The 17,518-nt window shown below is 70.1% G+C and carries 13 protein-coding genes and 1 other RNA gene; 6 read left to right on the forward strand and 8 right to left on the reverse strand.

From position 1 onward, the window contains the following. Positions 1 to 69 precede the first annotated feature (69 nt). The 7 genes from rpiA to J7520_RS04425 all read right to left on the reverse strand — a co-directional run bounded on the left by rpiA (position 70) and on the right by J7520_RS04425 (position 7,542). A complete protein-coding gene (rpiA, locus tag J7520_RS04395) occupies positions 70 to 717 on the reverse strand; it encodes a ribose-5-phosphate isomerase RpiA (protein ID WP_291184532.1) in 648 nt (215 codons plus the stop codon). 68 nt (positions 718 to 785) lie between these two features. After that, positions 786 to 1,238 (reverse strand): EVE domain-containing protein, encoded by a 453-nt coding sequence (locus J7520_RS04400; protein ID WP_291184534.1) that lies wholly within the window; start codon positions 1,236 to 1,238, stop codon positions 786 to 788. Positions 1,239 to 1,295: 57 nt separating this feature from the next. Next, entirely contained in the window at positions 1,296 to 1,922 is a 627-nt protein-coding gene (locus J7520_RS04405) for a 5-formyltetrahydrofolate cyclo-ligase (RefSeq protein ID WP_291184537.1), read from the reverse strand. A 282-nt stretch (positions 1,923 to 2,204) separates the two neighbouring features. Further along, a non-coding RNA gene (gene ssrS / locus J7520_RS04410) (6S RNA) lies at positions 2,205 to 2,391 on the reverse strand. A gap of 7 nt (positions 2,392 to 2,398) precedes the next feature. After that, positions 2,399 to 2,701 (reverse strand): cell division protein ZapA, encoded by a 303-nt coding sequence (locus J7520_RS04415; RefSeq protein WP_291184540.1) that lies wholly within the window; start codon positions 2,699 to 2,701, stop codon positions 2,399 to 2,401. A 22-nt stretch (positions 2,702 to 2,723) separates the two neighbouring features. Continuing rightward, on the reverse strand, positions 2,724 to 2,942 hold the full coding sequence (locus tag J7520_RS04420) for a TIGR02449 family protein (protein WP_291184542.1): 219 nt from the start codon (positions 2,940 to 2,942) through the stop codon (positions 2,724 to 2,726). Between the two features lie 94 nt (positions 2,943 to 3,036). After that, positions 3,037 to 7,542, reverse strand: a complete 4,506-nt coding sequence (locus tag J7520_RS04425) for an EAL domain-containing protein (RefSeq protein ID WP_291184545.1) — start codon at positions 7,540 to 7,542, stop codon at positions 3,037 to 3,039. Between the two features lie 138 nt (positions 7,543 to 7,680). Between J7520_RS04425 and J7520_RS04430 the strand changes: the two genes are divergently transcribed. The 6 genes from J7520_RS04430 (at position 7,681) to J7520_RS04455 (ending at position 14,640) form a co-directional block, all read left to right on the forward strand. Further along, positions 7,681 to 8,247 (forward strand): UPF0149 family protein, encoded by a 567-nt coding sequence (locus J7520_RS04430; RefSeq protein ID WP_291184547.1) that lies wholly within the window; start codon positions 7,681 to 7,683, stop codon positions 8,245 to 8,247. Positions 8,248 to 8,252: 5 nt separating this feature from the next. Next, complete coding sequence (pepP, locus tag J7520_RS04435; RefSeq protein WP_291184550.1) at positions 8,253 to 9,566, forward strand: Xaa-Pro aminopeptidase; 1,314 nt, start codon at positions 8,253 to 8,255, stop codon at positions 9,564 to 9,566. After that, positions 9,563 to 10,996, forward strand: coding sequence for an AcvB/VirJ family lysyl-phosphatidylglycerol hydrolase (locus J7520_RS04440; protein WP_291184554.1), 1,434 nt, complete (start codon positions 9,563 to 9,565; stop codon positions 10,994 to 10,996). Before pepP ends, J7520_RS04440 begins: the two co-directional genes overlap by 4 nt. A gap of 310 nt (positions 10,997 to 11,306) precedes the next feature. Continuing rightward, on the forward strand, positions 11,307 to 13,025 hold the full coding sequence (locus J7520_RS04445; protein WP_291184557.1) for an Ig-like domain-containing protein: 1,719 nt from the start codon (positions 11,307 to 11,309) through the stop codon (positions 13,023 to 13,025). A 129-nt stretch (positions 13,026 to 13,154) separates the two neighbouring features. Continuing rightward, entirely contained in the window at positions 13,155 to 13,625 is a 471-nt protein-coding gene (locus tag J7520_RS04450) for a hypothetical protein (RefSeq protein ID WP_291184559.1), read from the forward strand. A gap of 10 nt (positions 13,626 to 13,635) precedes the next feature. After that, entirely contained in the window at positions 13,636 to 14,640 is a 1,005-nt protein-coding gene (locus tag J7520_RS04455; protein WP_291184561.1) for a DUF2167 domain-containing protein, read from the forward strand. A gap of 189 nt (positions 14,641 to 14,829) precedes the next feature. Here the strand turns inward: J7520_RS04455 and mprF are convergent, their stop codons facing one another. Beyond that, positions 14,830 to 17,460 (reverse strand): bifunctional lysylphosphatidylglycerol flippase/synthetase MprF, encoded by a 2,631-nt coding sequence (gene mprF / locus J7520_RS04460; protein WP_291184563.1) that lies wholly within the window; start codon positions 17,458 to 17,460, stop codon positions 14,830 to 14,832. Between the last annotated feature and the right edge of the window lie 58 nt (positions 17,461 to 17,518).

Raw genomic sequence — 17,518 nt, forward strand, 5'->3', positions numbered from 1 at the left:
GAATTCGCGCGGGCGTGTGCATTCAACATACGCAGCCGCGCGGCCGGAGCGGACAGCTCCGGCGCCCGGTCAGCGCATTTCTTCGGCGCCGATCAGCACGACGTCGGCCGGGCGCTGCGCGAACAGGCCGACCGTGACCACGCCGGCGATCTGGTTCAGCTCGCCCTCCAGCTCGGCCGGACGCTCGATGCGCCAGCCGTGCACGTCGAGGATCCAGTTGCCGTTGTCGGTGACCACGCCGTCGCGCCAGACCGGATTGCCGCCGCGCTTGACGATCTCGCGCGCGACGTAGCTGCGCGCCATCGGGATCACCTCGACCGGCAGCGGAAAGCGGCCGAGCGCGTCGACGCGCTTGCCGGGGTCGATGATGCAGACGAATTTGGCCGCCGCCGCCGCGATGATCTTCTCGCGCGTCAGCGCGCCGCCGCCGCCCTTGATCAGGCAGCGCGCGGCGTCGCATTCGTCGGCGCCGTCGACGTAGAGCGGAATGTCGCCGGCCGCGTTGAGGTCGAGCACCTCGACGCCACGTTCCTTCAGCAGGCGCGTGGACTGCTCCGAACTCGACACCGCGCCCTCGATGCGATGTTTGTGCTCGGCCAGCGCGTCGATGAAATGCGCGACGGTCGAACCGGTGCCGACACCGACGATCATGCCGTCCTCGACGTAGCGCATCGCGGCGCGCCCGGCCAAACGTTTCTCTTCGTCTTTGCTGCTCATGGGCCTTGTAGTCTGAAAGTAGTCCGGCAAGCTTTTCACGAATCACGATCACGAATCACGAATCCCGGCTATTCGAGCGCGAGAATGTGATTCCACTGCCCCTTGCTGACCGGCAGCACCGACAACCGGTTGCCGCGCTGGAGCAGGGCGAAGCCTTCGAGCTTGGCCTGTTGCCGCAGCTCATCGAGGCCGATGGTGCGCCCGAGCTTGCGCTTGAAGGCGACGTCGACCAGCATCCAGCGCGGATTCTCCGGCGTGCTCTTCTCGTCGTAGTAGTCGCTCTTGCGATCGAACTGGGTCGGGTCCGGATACGCCTCCGAGGCGACCTCGGCGACGCCGACCACGCCGGGTTCGGGGCAGCTGGAGTGATAGAACAGGACGCCGTCGCCGACGTGCATGCCGTCGCGCATGTAGTTGCGCGCCTGGTAGTTGCGCACGCCGGTCCACGGTTCGGTCTTGACGCGCGCGAGGTCGTCGATCGAGAACGCGTCGGGTTCCGTCTTCATCAGCCAGTAGTGCATGAGATAAGCCGTCGCTGCTGCCCGGATGCGGACTTTAGCAGCCGTACCGCTCGCCGATCACTCGATCGGCGGAGTCAGGTCGATCAGCTCGCGCTCGGTCGCGACGTAGTCCAGGCGCACGTCCCACGGCATCGCCTCGATCGCGGCGACCTCCTGCAGCGCGTAGCCGACGCCGACCAGCACCGGCTTGCCGACGCCCTCGCGCTCGCGCAGGAAATCGAAGCTGCGGTCGTAGTAGCCGCCGCCGAAACCGAGGCGGTAGCCGCGGCGGTCGAAGCCGAGCAGCGGCAGCAGCACGAGGTCGATGTCCGACGGCGCCAGCGCCTCGGACGGCGCATGGACCGGCTCGGGAATTCCGTAGCGATTGGCGACGATCTCCTGGCCCGGCCGCCACGGCGCGAAACGCAGGCGTCGACCCTCGCCGACGACGGGCAGATGCCACGTCTGCCCACGCGCGCGCAGCCCCGGCATCACACCGAGCAGCGGCAACTCGCCGCCGACCGCCCAGTAACCGGCGATGCGGCGATCGGTGAGGAATTCCGGAATGCGTTCCAGCTGCGCGACCAGCCCATTCGCCGCCGCGATCCGCTCGCTCGCCGACAAGGCCTCGCGTCTCGATCGCAATTCCTTGCGCAACGCGGAACGCGGATCGAGAGACGCCGGAGAAGAGGAGGGAGCGGTCATGCGTTCGCCTTCGCTTTTCTGCCGTCGAACCAGTCCGCGACGGCACTCATCGAAGGCAGGCGTCTGGTTGAAAGTGCGTCCATGGATGGCCGCTGGTGGATCATACGAACAATCGCGCGACACGGACACGCGAGTTTGTCGCAGCAGCGATCAAGGACGATCGCACAAGTACATGAAAAGTGCGGCCATGGATGGCCGCTCTAGACGCCCCGAAGCCGCGGGCCTTCCAGAGCACGATCCACAACAATCGACGCAGCGTTCAAGGACGAACGCAAAAGAAAGATGTCCTCCGCTGGTGTCGGTGCGCATCGAACGACCTTGATCCCGGGGATCAGGTGGGAGGGCTGACGCAACCTTCAGGCTTTCCGCATGCGCGGACGTGCACACAGGTTTTCGTTTCGCCGTCCCGGGGTCGTCTATAGGAACAAGGCAATATGTAAGAGTGCGCTGCCGGGCACCGCAGAGGACACCCGCGGCTATTGTAGTGAGCCCGGGAACGCGCGTTCAAGCTTGGCGTGCATCGCTTGCAGTTTTTCCGCCAACTGCGCCGAATCGCTCGCTTCGCGCTGGCGCGCGCCGAGCAGCTCGTGGCTGATGTTCAGCGCGGCGAGGATCGCGATGCGGTCGAGCGTGGCGGTGCGCGCGTTGTTGCGCATCTCGCGCATCTTGCCGTCGAGATAGCGCGCCGCGGTGAGCAGCCCCTCGCGTTCCTCCGGCGTGCACGCAATCAGGAATTCGCGGTCGAGGATGTTGACCGCGACCGGTTCGCTGCCGCTCATCGCGCTTCCCCTCGATGCGAATTCATGCGTGATTGTGTTCCAGCGACTTCAACCGCAGGATCATCGCCTCGACGCGCGCGCGCGCCTGCTCGTTGCGCGAGATCAGCTGGGCGCGTTCGATGCTGAGCTGTTCCTGGCTGTGGCGCAGGCTGCGGTTTTCCTCCTGCAGGGTGCGGCACAGGTCGAGCAGCCGATCGACTCGGTCGCCCAGGGCCAGCAAGCTTTCCAGGTGCGCGGACATGGAGCCGAATATAGCATCGGGATTTGTCGTTGCGTGAGAGGGGCTTGCGGGAGCCGCGGCGGCACGCGCGAGGGCCGCGCCGGCGGACCTCCGCTCAGGCTTCGCCGAGCGCGATGCGCCGCCGTCGCGCGCGTTCGAGCAGGAAGTTCAGGCACTCCTGCGGCGGCATCGGCGGCGCCAGCCAGTGGCCCTGCACCTCGTCGCAGTCCTGCTCGCGCAGGTACTCGACCTGCTCGGCGATCTCCACGCCCTCGGCGACCACGTTGAGGCCGAGCGAATGCGCCATCGCGATCACCGTCGCGGTGATCGCCTCGTCGTCGGGATCGGTGGTGATGTCGCCGACGAACTCCTTGTCGATCTTCAGCGTGTCGATCGGCAGGCGCTTGAGATAGCTGAGCGAGGAATAGCCGGTGCCGAAGTCGTCGATGGCCAGCGTCAGGCCGATCGTCTTCAGCCGGCGCAGCGTGGTGATCGACTGCTCCGCGTTGGCCATGACCATGCTCTCGGTCAGTTCCAGCTCGAGCTGGTTCGGCGCGATGTCGTGCTCGGCCAGCACGTCGCACAGGCGCTGGATCAGGTCGCCGCGCATCAGCTGCGCGACCGAGACGTTGACCGACATCGTGATGTCGCCGATGCCGGTGTCGCGCCAGCGCGACAGCTGCGCGCAGGCCTGCGCGACGACCCAGTCGCCGATCGCGATGATCAGCCCGGTTTCCTCGGCGAGCGGGATGAACATGCCCGGCGAGATGTCGCCGAGTTCGGCGCTGCGCCAGCGCAGCAGCGCCTCGACGCCGGTGACGCGCTCGTCGAGCAGCGACAGTTTGGGCTGATAGACCAGCGACAGCTCGTTGCGCTCGAGCGCCTTGCCGAGCGCGGCGACCATCGTCGCGCGCAGCTTGGCGGCCGCGTCCATCGCCTCGGTGTAGACCATGAACGTCTTGCGGCCGCGCTCCTTGGCCTGGTACATCGCGGTGTCGGCGAACTTCAGCAGATCGCTCGGGATCTGGCCGTGGTCCGGATACAGGCTGACGCCGATCGACGGCGAGATCACCACTTCCTGGCCGCTGTCCAGTTCCAGCGGCTGCTCGAACGCGGCGATGATCTTCTCGGCGACGCGCTCGGCCTCGCTGCCGTCGGCGATGTCCTCGATCACCACGGTGAACTCGTCGCCGCCGAGGCGGGCGACCGAATCGCCCTCGCGCACGACCTGGCGCAGGCGGCTGCCGGCCGCTTTCAGCATGCGGTCGCCGGCGGCGTGGCCCATCGAATCGTTGACGTGCTTGAAGCGGTCCAGGTCGAGGAACAGCACGCCGACCTTGCGCCCGGCGCGGCGCGCGCGAACGATCGCATGGCCGATGCGCTCGCTGAGCAGGGTGCGGTTCGGCAGGCCGGTGAGGGTGTCGTAGTTGGCGAGGTAGCGCAGTTCCTGTTCCGCGCGCTTGCGGTCGGTGATGTCGGAGATCACGCTGACGAAATGCGTGCGCCGGCCTTCCGCGTCGCGCACCTCGGCGATCTCGATCCAGCTGAGGAATTCGTCGCCGTCCTTGCGCCGCTGCCACAGCTCGCCGCGCCAGTGGCCGTTGCGGACCAGATTGTCGCGCATTGCGGCGTAGTACTCCGCCGCGTGCTGGCTGCAGTTGAGCAGCGTCGAGGACTGCCCGACCACTTCGTCCTCGCGCCAGCCGGCCATGCGCGTGAACGCGGGATTCACGCTGACGAAGCGGAACTGCGGATCGGTCACCGCCACCGCCTCGCCCATGCTGCGGATGACCTCGTCGGCGATGCGCCGCTCGCGCTCGGCCGCGCGCGTCGCGGAGACGTCGCGCGCGGTGCCGCTCATGCGCAGCGGCTGGCCGTCCTCGTCGCGCTCGACGATCTTGCCGCGCACGATCACCCACACCCAGTCGCCGCGGTGGTTGCGCTGGCGGTGTTCGGACACCAGCGTCTCGGTCTTGCGGTTGATGTGGTCTTCCAGGCGCAGCTCGACCGCGGGCAGGTCGTCCGGATGGATGTTGGCGCGGAACCAGTCGTAGGCGTAGACGCGCGAATCCTTCGGTCCGCGCTCGAGCGGATTGGCGGCGCCGGTCACCGTGAACAGGCCGCGCGGAACGTCCCAGTCCCAGAACGCGTCGCCCGAGCCCCACAGCGCCAGGCGCAGGCGGTCCTCGCGTTCGCGCAGGCCCTGGTGGTAGCGCTCCATCTGCAACCGACGCCGCCGGTGCGTGCTCCAGGCATAGGCGGCGAGCAGCAGGCCCGCGGCCAGGTAGCCGGCCTGCGCGGGCCGGCTCTGCCACCACGGCGGCGTCACGCGCAGGTCGAGCGCGGCGGGCTGGTCGTTCCAGTAGCCGTCGTGGTTGCTCGCGCGCACCTTGAAGCGGTAGTTGCCGGGGCCGAGGTTGGTGTAGGTCGCCTCGTGGCGCGTGCCGGCGTCGATCCAGCGCTCGTCGAAACCTTCGAGCTGGTAGGCGAAGCGGTTGCGCTCGGGCGCGGTGAAATCGAGCGCGGCGAACTCGAAGCGCACGATGCGATCGGCCACCGCCATGCGCACCGGCGTGTTCTCCGGAGGCGGCAGCGCGGTGCCGCTGCCGATGCGCACGCGCGTGAACACGACCGGCGCGGCGTAGCGGCTGCCGGCGATCGTCTGCGGCGGGAACAGGTTGAAGCCGTTGACGCCGCCGAAGGCGAGGCGGCCGTCGTGCAGCGCGGCGAAGGCACCGCCGTTGAATTCCATGTCCTGCTGGCCGTCGGCCAGGGTGAACGAGCGGAACGTCGCGCTGGTGCGGTCGAACGAGGCGATGCCGCGATTGGTGCTGAGCCAGAGCCGGCCCATCGCGTCGCTGCCGATCGCGTAGACCGAGCGGTTCGGCAAGCCGTCGCGCGTGAGCCAGCGGGTGAAGCGCGCGCCGTCCGCGTCGAGCCGGTCGAGGCGGTTCAATCCCGCCTGCGTGCCGACCCACAGCACGCCGTCGTCGCTCTCGTGGATCGAGCGCACCAGGTTGCCGGCGAGCGAATGCGCGTCGTGGGGATCGTTGCGGAACAGCCGCACGCTGCGCGAGACCGGATCGATCAGCGCGAGGCCGGCGGTGGTGCCGGCCCAGATGCGGCCGTCGGCGTTCTCGTGCAGCGACGTGACCAGATCGCTGCCCAGTCCGCCGATCGCCGGCGCGGAAGCGCTCTGCCGGTAGAGCTGCCAGCGGTCCTGCGCCGGATCGTGCTCGAGCAGGCCGGCGTCGGTGCCGATCCAGAGCGAGCCGCGGCGCGTGCGCAGCAGGCTGCGCACCGACGCCTTCGGCACGCCGGCGACGTCGGTGGGCAGGAACGACAGCGTGCGTTGCGCCGGATCGAACAACGCGACGCCGACGTTGCTGCCGACCCAGAAGCGCCCGCCGCCGGCATCGGTGAACGCGCGAACGATCGGCTGGCGCACGCCGTTCGCCGCGGCGCGAGCCGCGAACAGCTCGCCGTAGTACTCGAAGCGGTTCTCGGCGAGGTCGTAGCGCTTGAGGCCGTCGCCGTCGGTGCCGAGCCACAGCCCGCCGCGGTTGTCCTCGAAGATCGCGCGCACGAAGTTCGACGCGGTCTGCTTGCGCCCGGGCGTGCGGTCGAGGATGTGCTGGAACGGCGCGCCGGTCGGATCGACGCGGACGAGGCCGCGTTCGACCGTGCCGATCCAGATCAGGCCGGACCGATCGACGGTCAGGTCGGTGATGGCGGCGTCGGGCAGGCTGCCGGAAAGGTCGTCGCTCGATTGCAGCCATTGCGTGTGGTGCGCCTGCGGATCGAAGACGGCGACTCCTTCGTGCGCCACCGCCAGCCACAGGCGGCCGCGCGCGTCCTCGGCGAGGGAGGTGACCGCGCGCTCGCCCTGTTCGGGCCAGATGCGTTCGGCCGTGCCGGCATCGCCGGCGACGCGATAGACGCCGCGCGGTGTCGCCGCGAGCAGGTTGCGGGCGCGGTCGATCAGCAGGTCGCCGGCGGCGTCGATCGGTGGAGCGACCACTTCCGGCACCAGGTCCTGCGGCGCCAGACGCAGCAGGCCGGCCGAGCTGGCGATCCACAGCGTGCCGTCGTCGCCGCGGCGCAGCTTGCGCGGCGTCGCCGGCTTGCCGTCCCCTCCGCGCAGCGGCAGCGCGCGCAGCAGCCGCGCGCTGTCCGGTTCGATCAGCAGCAGCGAGGCGTCGCCGGCGACCCACAGTCCGCGCGCGTCGGCCAGCAGCGCGCGCACGTTCGACCAGCCGGGCGGCGGCGGGGCGTCGGCGGCGCTGAGCGCCATGCGGCGGAAGCGGCCGCTCTGCGCCGTGCGGCGGATCAGTTCGCCGTGCGTGCCGACCCACAGGTTGCCGCCGGCATCCTCGGCCAGCGCGGTGATGGTGTCCTCGGGCGGGCTGTCGGGGTCGTCGCCGGAATGCTCGAAGGTTTCCAGGTCGTAGCCGTCGTAGCGCTGCAGGCCGCCCATCGTGCCGATCCAGAGGAAGCCGGCGCGGTCCTGCAGCACGGCGGTGACCGTGTTCTGGATCAGGCCGTCGCCGGTGGCGACGGTCTGGAAATAGAAATCACGCCGCAAGGCCTCGCCGGCGGCCAGCGCAGGCAGGGCGGACAAGGCGAATACCAGCCAGCCCCGAAGCAGACGACCGGGTGGTGACGACGGGCCCCTCATGGCGGATTTTTCAGGGTGCGAATCGCCGCAGTGTAGGCAAACCCCGGTCGTGACGCCACGCATGCGGTTACACTGAGGACGATGACTTCGCTCGAATCCGTCGACCCGTCCGCCCTGACGCACGCCGAACTCGAACAGGCGCTGCGCGCGCTGCGCCTCGGCGTCAACGCCAGCGATCTGCACGGCTCGCTCAGCGGCTATCTGTGCGCCGGCGGCGAAGCCGGTCCCGACGACTGGATGGACGCGCTGCAGCTCGGTTTCGACGAGCCGCAGCCGGTGCGCAACGCGGTGCTGGAGCGCCTGTATCGCGAATGCCGTGCGCAGTTCGCCGAAGCGCCGGCCAGCGTCGATCCGCTGCTGCCGGCGCCGTCGGCCGGACTGCGGCCGCGCGCCGACGCGCTGATCGAATGGTGCCGCGGCTTCCTCGGCGGGATCGGACTTTCCGCCGCCACGGTGGGTGCGGATCTGTCGGGCGATGCGCGCGAGATCCTCGACGATCTCGGCATGATCGCGGCGTCGAATCTCGAATACGCCGACAGCCGCGACGACGAGCGCGCCCTGGACGAAGTGCTCGGCTTCGTGCGCGCCGGCGCGGCGATGCTGCATCGCGAGCTGACGCGACGCGCGCGCCCGCGCGCCCTGCACTGACCGAGATGATCGAGCGCAAGGAATACGCCCGCCGCCGCCGCCAGCTGATGCGCATGGCCGGCGCGGACGCGATCGTCATCGTCGCCGCTGCGCCGGAGCGCGTGCGCAACAACGACGCGCACTACCCGTACCGGCAGGACAGCGACTTCCATTACCTCAGCGGTTTCGGCGAGCCGGATGCCGTGCTCGCCCTGGTGCCCGGACGGGAGCATGGCGAGGCGATCCTGTTCTGCCGCGAACGCGACCCCGAGCGCGAGCGCTGGGACGGTCCGCGCGTCGGCACCGAGGGCGCCGTGTCGCAATGCGGTTTCGACGACGCGTTCCCGATCGACGACATCGACGACATCCTGCCCGGCCTGATCGAAGGCCGCCGCCGCGTCTACTACCACTTCGGCCGCGACACCGAGTTCGACCTCAAGCTGATCGGCTGGGTCAACCGCGTGCGCGCGCTGGTGCGCCAGGGCGCCAAGCCGCCGCACGAATTCGTCGCGCTGTCGCATCTGCTGCACGACCTGCGCCTGTACAAGTCGCGCGGCGAACTGCGCCTGATGAAGAAATCCGCGCGCATCGCTGCGGCCGCGCACGTGCGCGCGATGCAGGCGACGCGGCCGGGCCTTTCCGAACACGAGGTCGAAGCCGAACTCCTGCACGAGTTCCGCAAGCACGGCGCGGTGCCGAGCTACGAGCCGATCGTCGGCGGCGGCGCCAACGCCTGCGTGTTGCACTACCGCGCCAACAACGCGCCGCTGCAGGATGGCGACCTGCTGCTGATAGATGCCGGCGCCGAAGTGGAGTGCTACGCCTCCGACATCACGCGCACGTTCCCGGTCAACGGCCGCTTCACGGCGGAGCAGCGCGCGCTGTACGAGATCGTGCTCGCCGCCCAGCTCGCCGCGATCGACGAAGTCCGCGCCGGTCGCTCGTTCGACGCCTATCACCAAGCGGCCGTGCGCACGATCACCAAGGGCCTGCTCAAGCTCGGCCTGCTCGGCGGCACGCTGGAGAAGAACCTGCGCGAGCACGCCTACCGCAAGTTCTACATGCACAAGACCGGGCACTGGCTCGGCCTCGACGTGCACGACGTCGGCGACTACCGCATCGACGGCGAATTCCGCGTGCTCGAACCGGGCATGGTGGTCACCGTCGAACCGGGGCTCTACGTCGCGCCGGACGCGAAGGGCGTGCCGGCGAAGTTCCGCGGCATCGGCATCCGCATCGAGGACGACGTGGTCGTCACCGGCGGCGCGCCGGAAGTGCTCTCGGCCGACGTGCCGAAGGACGTCGAGGCGATCGAAGCGCTGATGGCGGAGAGGCGATGAACTGGCGCGTCGGCGTCGCGCGGCTGGCCCTGGCTCTCGCGCCGATGGCGGCGCTCGCCGCGGACGTGCCCGGCGCGGACGTGCCCGCCGCTTCGGCGCCCGCCGACGCGGCGCCGATCGTCGACTACGGCCTGTTCGGCCATCTGCACCTCAGCCGCCCGGGCGGCGCGATCGCGCACACGGTGCTGCTGGTGTCCGACCGCGACGGCTGGAGCGCACGGCAGGACGCGCTCGCCGCCGCGCTCGCGCAGCGCGGCGCGTTCGTCGTCGGCATCGATCTGCCGGCGTATCTGAAGCGCATGCAGGCGATCGCCTCGGACAAGTGCTCCTATCCGGCCGCGCACTTCGAGGAAGTCGCGCACTGGATCGAGCGCCACGAGGGACTGGCGGACTACAGCGTGCCGCTGGTCGTCGGCGACGGCGCCGGCGCGACGTTCGCCTACGCGATGACGGCGCAGGCGCCGGCCGGCACCTTCGAAGGGCTGATCACGCTCGGCTGGGACGACTCGCTGCGGTTCGCCAAGACGTTCTGTCCCGGTGACGCCGGTGCGATGACGGTCGCCGACAGGAACGTCTTCCGCGTCGCGCCGCTGGCCAGGTTTCCGTTGCCGTGGCGGCCGCAACCGTTCGCACGCGACGCGCGCCTGGTCGGTCTCGGCGCGGTGCTCGCGCCGGCGTGGCGTTTCGTCGGTACGCTCTGGCCGCCGCTGGCCGAACCGGACGCGGCCGCCGGGCTCGCGCGCACCTATGCGCGCTGGCGCGCACGCACGGACGCGGCGGCGAGCGCGCTACCGGACGACGTCGCCGATCTGCCGCTGATCGAGGTCGAGCCGACCGCCGCCGCGACGACCCCGCCGCGCATCGCGATCGTCCTCACCGGCGACGGCGGCTGGGCCGGGCTCGATCGCGGCGTCGCCGACGCGCTGGCGGGGCAGGGCGTGCGCGTGATCGGTTTCTCGACGCTGAAGTTCTTCTGGCAGAAGCAGACGCCGGAGGCGACCGCGCAGGCGATCGCGCGCGTGGTCGCGCACTACGCCAAGGGCGACGCGAACGCGCGCTTCGTGGTGATCGGCTATTCCTTCGGCGCCAGCCTGGTGCCGGTCGTCGTCAACCGCCTGCCGGAGGAATTGCGCCGGCACGTGCAGGAAGGCGTGATGATCTCGCCCGACGACGAAGCGGTGTTCGAGATCCACGTCGGCGACTGGTTCGGCTCGACCCATCACGACGAGGCGGTGCCGATCGCGCCGGAGATCGCGGCGTCGAAAGTGCCGCTGCTGTGCGTGCACGGCGTCGACGAGGACGACAGTCCCTGCCGCAAGGCGCAGCCGCCGATGCGCGCGGCCAGTCTGCCGGGCGGGCACCACTACGACGGCGACTACGCGGCGCTCGGCGCGCTGATCGTGCGCGACCTGTCCGCACCGCAGCCGTAGCGGAATCGACGCGTGCGCACGCGCGAAGCGGTCCATTCGACACGTGCGCACGTCTACACGAAGTGAAAATCTCCACGCGGAGACCTGTAAGAACATGCAGGTCATCGCGCCGTGGCCCGCCACCTAAGCTGATCGAATCGTCGGCGACGAAGGGGGCGTCCGTACGAGGCAAGACGCGAAGCGGCGCAGGCGGCGCCGCGCCCTTCGAGCCCTGTTGCGGATGCCGACCGAGCGCGCTCCGCGGCATTCCCTCGCGGCGTTTTCGGTTTTCTCTCCTCGCCGGCGTTGCATCCGCAACCAGAGGCGAGTCATGAAAACCGATCTGTTCCCGTCGACCCTGCGACGCCCGCATCGGCGCCGCGTCCTTCCTTTCACCCTCGCCGCGCTCGCCGGCGCCTGCCTGTTCGCCGGCGCCGCGCAGGCGGCGAACGTGCCGATTCCGAACGGCGATTTCTCCTCGGCCACCAACGTCGGCACGATCGGCGGCGGCCTGCTCGGCGCATCCGGCACCGACGTGGCGATCGGCAGCACGGGGCCTTGGACCGGCAGCTACTACGGCGTGCTCGGCCTGCTGGCGCCGCCGCAGCTGTCGATCGCGTCCGGCGGCGCGACGGTCGGCGGGCTGCTCGGCATCAACGTACTCGGCCTGGTCAACAACGGCGGCTACTTCAGCCAGTCGCTGCCGGTCGGCTACGAGGTCGGCAAGCGCTACACGATCACCGCGCGCATCAGCGCCGCCGGCGTGCTCGACCTCGGCGTGCTCGGCAGCGGCAACGTCGGCCTCGCGCTGCGTGCCGGCGGCGTGACCCTGGCCTCGACCGCCACCGCGCCGCCGCAGCTGATCTCGCTGAGCACCATCGGCACCAACGAATACCAGGTGCAGCTGCGCCACGACGTGACCGCGCCGATCGCCGGCAACGTCGACGTCCAGCTGCTCGGCACGCCGAGCGGCCTGCTCACCGCGAACCTGCTCGGCTCGATCACCTACACCCAGGTCACGCTGGACGCGAGCGCCATCGACCCGGTCGCCGGTTCCGTGATCGCGGTCGACGGCACGACGCAGAGCGCGACGGTCGGCCAGCCGTTCCCACAGCCGTTGAAGGTGAAAGTCGCCGACGCCAACGGCGATCCGGTGCCCGGCGTCGCCGTGACGTTCGCCGCGCCCACCAGCGGCGCCGGCGCGATCCTGTCGGCGACCAGCGTCAACACCGGAGCGGACGGCGTCGCCTCCGCCACGGCCACGGCGAACACCGTCGCCGGCAGCTACACGGTCAGCGTCAGCGTGATCGGCGTCGACACGCCGGCCACCTTCTCGCTGGTCAACACCGCCGGCGCGCCGGCCGCGATCGACGCGCTCGGCGCCGGCGCGGAACAGAGCACCGACGTCGCGACGGCTTTCCCCGATCCGCTGGTCGCCAAGGTCGCCGACGCGTTCGGCAATCCGGTACCCGGCGTCGCGGTGACGTTCGCCGTACCGACCTCGGGCGCTTCGGCGATGTTGTCGGCGGACAGCGCGACGACCGACGACAATGGCCTCGCCTCGGTCGACGCGACGGCGAACGCGCTGCCGGGTTCGTACGCGGCCACGGCCGGCGTCGCCGGCGTCGAGACGCCGACGACCTTCGATCTCAGCAACACCTTGCCGGACGGCACCACCGTCGACCAGGGCGGCGGCGGCACGCAGTCGGGCGAGATCAACACCGCGTTCCGCTGCGCGCTGGAAGTCGCTGTCGCGAAGCCGGACGGTTCGCCCTACGCGGGCCTGCAGGTGCGCTTCGACGCGCCGGCGAGCGGTGCGTCGGCGACGCTGTCGGACGGCGTCGCCAGCGGCGCCTCGCTGACCGTCGCCACCGGCGCGAACGGCAAGGCGCGCGTGCAGGCGATCGCCAACGACATCGAGGGCGAGTACGAGATCGGCGCGGTGCTGGTCGGCGCGGACGGCTATCCGCCGGTCACCTTCGTGCTGCGCAACATCGGTTCGCTGATCTACGCCGACGGGTTCGACACGCCGTGCAGCCCGTTCCCGTGAGGTACTGAGGTCGCCGCGCGGCAGCCGGCCGCGCAGTGACCGCGATATCGGAATGCCCCGGCGGTTTGTGCTGTGATGCGCGGGCCCTGCACCGATCCGGTGCAGGGCCTGTGCGTTTCAGGGGGAACGATGAGCACACGAATCGCGGCGAGCCTGGCGCTCGCGGGTTTGGCTTGGGTGGCCACGTGGGCGGGCGCGACCACGCTGGAGGAGGACGAGGCGCGCATCGAGGCGCTGATCCGGGCCGAGCGTGCCGGAAAGACCGTCGATCCCGCGCCGCCGCCCCCGGTGGCGGCGGCAACGCTGATCGTCGCCACCGCAGTGCCGGTGCCGGCGCCGGTGGTCGCCTCGGTGGTCGCGCCGCCGGCATCGAGCGAGGAATGGCTGGCCGCGCCCGCGCGCGACGCGGGTCTGCCGTTCTCCGAGCTGGCGCAGCGGATCGGCCAGCGCGTCACGATCATCACCGCGAACGAACGCGTGCACCGTGGCGTCGTCGGCTCGGCCGACGCGCGCCAGGTGACGCTGCGCGTGAAACGCGTGGGCGGCAACGCGACCTACACGCTCAGCCGCAGCCAGATCGCGCGCATCGAACCGCGCTAGGAGTCCTTCGATGACTTCGCTGCTGCTGCTCTCGCTGGCCGGGCTGATCTACCTGTTCACGGTCACGCGCGTGTGGCAGGCGAGCAGGAAGCTGGCGGTCGGCATGATGCTGTTCATGCCGACCGGGCTGTACGTGCTGGCGCGCTACTGGAACGACCGGGAGATCGGCGTGCGCGTGCCGCTGCTGGCCGCGTTCGCGATGTTCGGCGTGTCGTGGGTGCTGCTCGCGCCGGATCTGCGGCGGCTCGAGGTCTACGCGAGCGAAGCCGACGCGGGCGCGATGTCGCCGGCGCCGAAGGCGCGCGTCGCCGATGCCGTGGACGACCGGCTGCGCCTGTCGATCGCGCTGGCCAAGCTGCCGCAGCGCGGCGGACGCGTCGAGATCGAACCGGCCAAGGCGGCGATCGAGGTGCCGCCGCATTTCCGTTTCGTCGATCGCGCCGGCCTGCTGGCGCTGTACGCGGAAATCGGCACCGAGCTGGAGCCGTCCAGCGTCGGCTGGCTGGTGCACGAGGACGTCGACCTCGGCGCCGACGACGCCTGGTTCGTCGAGATCGAGTGGCTCGGCGACGGCTACGTGCGCGAGAACGGTTTCGCCGCGCGGCCGAGCGAGCGGATGCTGGCCGAGGCGCAGAGCGCGATCGCGCAGTTGTCCGCGCGCCAGGGCGAGGAGGCGCAGGGATTCAGTCTGGTTCGCTACGTCGAGGAGCCGGCGTTCGACGTCGGCCGGGACAGCGCGACCTGGGTCGAGGAACTCGCCTACGCGGGCGACGCCGAGCATCGGCTCGACTGCTACGCGGCCAAGCTCGGCCGCGGCGGCGCGCTGCTGTTCTCGATCCTCGAAGTGGGCATGCGACGGCAGGAGCTGTGCCTGCGCAGCGTGCGTCTCGCCGCCGGGCGCACGCACTTCGATCCCGGCCAGACGTACGCCGACCATTCGAGCCTGTTCGACCGCAAGGCGAAATACGATCTCGCCGCCGTCGTCAGCGGCGCCGCGGCGTTGCGGGAACTCTGAAGAACGATGGGATGGCCACCGTCACGTCGGTGCCGGCTGCCGGATTCAAGCAGTAGCCACGAACCCGGGGAGTCGGCTGAAAAGCGGCCTCTCGCAGAGACGCAGAGAGAAAAATCTTTCCTCTGCGTCTTTGCGTCTCTGCGAGAACATCTTCTTCGTCTGCCGCGATCGCGGCGCGCGGCGACGGAACTATCTCCCGCCGAACAGAAAGCGCCGGTAGCCGCCGGCGACGAGCGCGGCGATGTCGATCAGCAGTCCCGGCACCCACAGCCCGCGCGGATAGGCGAGATACGAACCGGTCCATTCCGGCCCGAACTTCTCCTTGTAGCGCCGCAGTCCCTGGTAGTTGTAGAAGCGTCCGCCGTACTGGAACGCCAGCGCGGCGAGGCGCTCGTTGACGCGCGCGTAGGGGTTGTCGCCGACCGCCGACAGCGGCGCCATGCCGAGGCTGAAGCTGGCGTGGCCCTGTTCCTTCGCCCACTGCATGACCTTGGCGAACAGGAAATCCATCGTCCCGCGCGGTGCGCCGTCGACGTGGCGCATCAGGTCCACGCTGGCGGTGCCGTTCGGGCCGTACGGCGGCAGCACGTTGGCGAAGGCGAGCAGTTCGCCGTCGCGGCGCACCAGCGCGAGCGGGCTCCAGGCGAAGTAGTCGGCGTCGAAATGGCCGAGCGAGAAGCTCTTCTCGCGCGCGTCCTTGTCCGCCAGCCAGTTGTCCGAGACGCGTTCGAGTTCGCTCATCAGTACGGTGTCGAACGGCGGTTCGACCAGCTCGAAGGTCAGGCGCTCCTTGACCGACCGATTGACCGCCTGGCGCAGGTCCTCCCAGCGCTTGCCGGCGAGCGTGAATTCCTCCAGCCGGATCGTCGCCAGTTCGCCGAGCTTGAACAGGTCGAAGCCGAGGTCGTGGTAGAGCGAGAGATCCGGCTCCAGCACCTCGTAGAACAGCGGCACGCGGTCCTGCGCGTCGGCGAAGTGGCGGAAGTCGAGGATCGCGCGCTTGATCGCGCTCTCCGGTCCGCACGGCGAACCGAGCGCGACCAGGCGGTCGCGCACCGCGCCGTAGGCGACCACGGCATGATGGTCGCCGGACCAGAACAGGTGCTTGTCGCCCATGAACGACAGGTGCGCGAACTCGCCGCCGCCGTGTTCGAGGTAGACCTCGCGCGCGCGCTCCAGCTCGGCGCGGTCGGGACGCTTCAGCGGCGGCCGGCGCACCGAGAACGATTGCCAGATCAGGTAGATCGCCAGGCCCAGCGCGGCAGCGAACAGGCCGCGCGCGAGCTTGGAGGAATGCTCGCCGTGGCCGAAGTACCAGAAGTCGAAACTGTCGTCGCCGAGCACGGCGAACACGCCGATCGCGAAGAAGGCCAGCACGACCGCGATCAGGCCGGCGAACCAGGTGAACGTGGTCAGCGAGGTCAGGCTCATCGCGCGCTGGGTGAACTCGCGCTTGCGCGTGCGCAGCAGCGCCGCGATCGCGAGCAGGAACAGCGCCTCGCCGAAATGCAGGCCTTTGGTCACCGACAGCGCCGCGCCGACCACCAGCGCGATCGAGGCGAGCCGGTAGGCGACGCGCAGCCGCCCGTCGATGCCGCGGCCGAGGCCGAGCAGCAGCACGCCGGTCACGATCGACAGCCAGTACGAACTCTCGACCGCGGCCAGCGGCAGGTGCTCGCGCACCACCTCGATGTGCTCGTGCACGCTTGGGATCGCCGCCGAGGCGAGCAGCACCAGGCCGGCGAGGAAGGTCAGCACCGCCAGTACGCGGATGCCGAAGCCGGCGAGCAGGCTGGCGGGGAGCCCGAGCAGGCCGAACAGCGGATGCGCGCGCAGCCGCGCACCCGCGCGCACCACGGCCGGCAGGCGCTCGGCCAGCATGCCGGAGCCGAAGTACAGCCCGGCCAGCAGCGGCACCAGGTAGTACGCGATGCGGAACAGGAACAGCGCCGACAGCACCGCCGCGCTCTCGTAGCCCTCGCTGGTCAGCGCCAGCAGCATCAGCCCGTCGAACACGCCGAAGCCGCCCGGGATCAGGCTGAGCAGGCCGAGCGTCTGCGCCGCGGCGAAGCTGCCGAGCAACGGGCCGGGTCTGACGTGCACACCGGTCATGTACAGGCAGGCGTACAGCACCGCGGCGGCGAGCAGCCAGTCGACGAACGACAGCACGGCCAGGCCCAGCTTCAGGCGCAGGGGCGGCAGCGCCATGCCGCGCGGCAGCCAGCGCATCAGGCGCCGCCGCGTGGTCAGGACGAAGAACGCCGGCAGATACAGCGCCGCGGCGACCAGCACCGTCAGCGCGAGCCAGCGCGAGGTCGCGCCCGGCGTGATCGGCGTCTGGCCCAGGCTGAGCGTGGCGACGATCAGCACCGACAGGCCCAGCGGCAGCGACAGCACCTGCAGGCCGATCAGCGCCGCGCCGACCGGCAGCTCGACGCGCCGCGCCGACAGACCGAGCAGGCGCACGCCGGAGCCGACCGCGCCGGACAGGTTCAGCGTGTTGGACAGCGTGTTCGCGACGAAGGCCAGGCGCAGCACCTCGCGCACCGGCATCGGCACGCCGAGCCAGCGCGCGATGACGACGTCGATCGAGCCGGTGAAGGCCACCGCGAACAGCGCCAGCGCGGCGACGCCCAGGGCCGGCAGCGTCGGCACCTCGAGCAGGGTGCGCTGCATCTCCTGCAGGTTGAACTCGCTGATGCCGCGCACCAGCAGCCAGCCGACCAGGAAGAGAAACGCGAGCGGGACCAGCCAGCGCAGGTACGCGCGCCAGCCGTGCTTCGCGGCCGGCGCCGATTCGTGGATCGTTTCGTCGCTCATTGCCTGGCGATCTTCCGTGACAGGTTGCAAAGTGTAACGGCTTCGGCAAGGCGCGTTC

This window comes from Dokdonella sp. (genome assembly GCF_017744955.1).
Taxonomy (GTDB): domain Bacteria; phylum Pseudomonadota; class Gammaproteobacteria; order Xanthomonadales; family Rhodanobacteraceae; genus Dokdonella_A.